We start from the raw sequence: 617 nt of genomic DNA, 5'->3' as shown, positions 1-617 counted from the left end.
CACAGCCTGCGCGGCAGGACCTGGAGCGCGGCCACCGGGCGGTCCTGGCCCGCGCGGGCCAGGAATTCGGGCAGGCCGGCGCCGTACCAGGCGGGGCCGACGCCGTCGGTGAGCACGAGCAGCAGCGCCCGGCCTGTGCGGTCCTCCAGGGGGCGGCTCCAGCGCGGGCCCGCGGGACCGGCGGGTGCCGCCGGGCGGGCGGACTTGCGGCGGCGGAAGGAGGACAGGCGCGGCGCGGGGCCGTCGGTCGACAGCGACCAGCACCGTACGTCCGCGAAGGCGCCGTGCCGTTCGAGCACCGTGCACAGCTCGGTGGCCAGGCGGTGCCAGACCGCCATCGTGGCGCCGGTGTCGATCAACAGGTCGACGGAGAAGCGGCGTTCGCTCGCGGGCCGCCAGACCGGCAGCAGATACTCCGTCTCGCCGGTCGCCTGGGCGGTGGCCTCCTCGTCGAGGACCGCGGGTCCCGGCGCGGGCACGGACTGGCGCAGCGGGCGCAGGGCGCGGGCGAGGTCCAGGGAGCCGCTGAGCGCGGGCGGCTGGGCGACCCGCACGATATGCGCGGCGGGGCCGCCGGGCGCGGGCGCGGCGGCCCCGCCGCGCATATCGTGCGGGTC

The 617-nt window shown here is 78.8% G+C and carries 1 pseudogene; it reads right to left on the bottom strand.

Annotation, left to right across the window (positions count from 1 at the left end):
* Positions 1–617 (bottom strand): annotated as a pseudogene (locus tag BGM09_RS32715) (hypothetical protein); the annotation flags it as partial.

This window comes from Streptomyces sp. CBMA29 (genome assembly GCF_014596445.1).
Lineage (GTDB): Bacteria > Actinomycetota > Actinomycetes > Streptomycetales > Streptomycetaceae > Actinacidiphila.
The sequence above is the reverse complement of the archived record's forward strand: the minus strand, read 5'-3'. Positions and strand labels throughout refer to the sequence as shown.